The following is a 2,102-nucleotide window of genomic DNA, read 5'->3' on the forward strand; positions in this document are numbered from 1 at the left end:
AAAAAATAATTTTAAGATTATAGATAAAAAGGAGTTATTTTCATCCTCAAATTTTGAGGATGAAATATCAATAAAATTTTAAATATCAAGCCGTAAGGTTAAAATTTATTCTTTTTAACATCAGCTACTATCGTCTTAGCCATTTCATCGATTTGGGCGGTGATTTCATTTGTTGAACTCACGATATCAACATTTTGCTTTGTAATGCTATCAATCTGGCTTACACTTTGATTTATCATATTTATGCCTTCACTTTGCTCTCTGATGCTTTCGCTCATCTCGTTAATGCTTTGAGTAAGTATATTTGCATTAGTTTCGATCTCGCCAAGTGATTTTTGAGTTCGCTCAGCTAGTTTTCTAACCTCATCCGCAACTACAGCAAAACCTCGTCCATGCTCACCAGCACGTGCTGCCTCAATAGCAGCATTTAGAGCAAGTAGGTTGGTTTGATCAGCTATATCTCTAATAATAACGATAATGTTTTTAATCTCTTCAGATTGTTTTATAACATCTACAGTCTTTTGGCTAATTGCACTCATTGAGCTGCTCATTTGTTCGATCGCAGCAGCACTTTCTTGGAGAGAATTTGCTTGTGTGCTAGCACCTTGAGTTACTTGCTTCATTGATGCATCTAAATTTTTAGCTTTTTCTTCTAAGAATTGTGCTTGTTTTAGGTTAAATGCAAGCATATTAGCTATCTCTTCGCCAAGCTCATTTGTTACTAGTTCGACATTGCCTTTGGCATCCAAAATTCTTGAAGTAAAATCAGAATTTCTAAAATCATTAAAAGTTTTTTGGATCATATTTAAATCGCTACCGACTCTTTTCTCCAAAACATCTAGCATTTTATTTAAGACATCTTTTAATTCGATTAGCTTTGGATTAGCTGGAACATCTACTATCCTTGCTTTTAGATTTCCATTTTCTATCGCCTTTGCAGTCTCAACAGATTGAGATACCACTCTAGAGTCTTGATCGGCATTGTCAAAAATTTTAGCAATATTATCATTTATTAGTTTGCTCATTACGCCAAATTCATCTTTTGTTGCCACCTTTGAAACAACTGGCTCTTTTATCTCAAAATTTAAAAATCTAAAGAAACTAACCAAAGCATCTGTAATAGTTTTAATAGGATTAAGCGATCTTTTTAGCAAGAAATATACAATCAAAGATAAGACAACTATAAATATAAAGGCTAAAATAATCTGAACTTTTAAAATAGGCAAAGTATGCGAGCTAAAGATATTTTGATCCATTGCTGTTATTGCCAACCAACCTTTGTCATTTATCTCTAACATATAAGCATAGACATCTTCGCCTTTTGTATTTTTATATGCTATTAATCCATTTTCATCAAATTTCTTTTCATTATATTGTTTTATTAGACTCTTTGCGATCTCATGAGGTTTGCCGACTAATTCTTTATTTGGGTGCATTATAACGTTGCCATTTTGATCTGTAACAAAAGCATAGCTGTACTCAGTCTTACTGATTTGCGATATATTATTGCTCAATTCCTCAATAGACGCATCTATGCCCGTAACTCCAATATTTTTAATAGGTGCAGCAAAGGTTATAACCATCGCATTTAATGAAGCTGCCATATATGGATCAGTATATATTGGTTTATTCTCGGCCTTAGCTTGTTTATACCATCCTCTAACTCTTGGATCGTATCCGGCTTTGTTTTGTCCATTTGATCTAAACATAGCTCCATCTTCATATCCAGCGTAAACAAGAGTGATCTCTTTTCCAGATATAGCTTTTGCTTGAGATAAAGCTAAATTTATACCATCAGCATTCATCGAGCCATCACTTTTCTCGCTTATCTTACTAAGAGTCTCAGCCATTTTCTCTATAGCATACTGATTATTAGTAAAAAAGCTATTTAGTGTGATTTTCACATCTTTTAAGATTTGCTTTTGAGTTTGTATTACTAACTCAATGGCTTTATCATGAGCTGTGTTATAGCTAGCTAAAGATATTAGCGAGAATGATATGAATAATGCCAGTATTAGCATTAAAGATATTTTGTTTGCAATTGATCGCATTTACTTTCCTTTTACAAAAATTTTTAAGATGCGATTATATATTTTTTATAT

General features: G+C 32.7%; 1 protein-coding gene and 1 pseudogene. Both read right to left on the reverse strand.

Annotated elements, in window-relative coordinates; genetic code table 11:
• Window positions 1-98: 98 nt before the first annotated feature.
• A complete protein-coding gene (locus CVS92_RS09325) occupies window positions 99-1,298 on the reverse strand; it encodes a methyl-accepting chemotaxis protein (RefSeq protein ID WP_413784139.1) in 1,200 nt (399 codons plus the stop codon).
• A pseudogene (locus CVS92_RS09330) lies at window positions 1,281-2,051 on the reverse strand (cache domain-containing protein); the annotation flags it as partial. The pseudogene CVS92_RS09330 and the gene CVS92_RS09325, both read right to left, overlap by 18 nt.
• Window positions 2,052-2,102 lie beyond the last annotated feature (51 nt).

Source organism: Campylobacter concisus (assembly GCF_003048555.1).
Classification (GTDB): Bacteria; Campylobacterota; Campylobacteria; order Campylobacterales; family Campylobacteraceae; genus Campylobacter_A; species Campylobacter_A concisus_AO.

Bases quoted from the DNA above. Each gene is read 5' to 3' on its own strand.
- CVS92_RS09325 (WP_413784139.1), bottom strand. From the start codon at position 1,298: ATGTTAGAGATAAATGACAAAGGTTGGTTGGCAATAACAGCAATGGAT.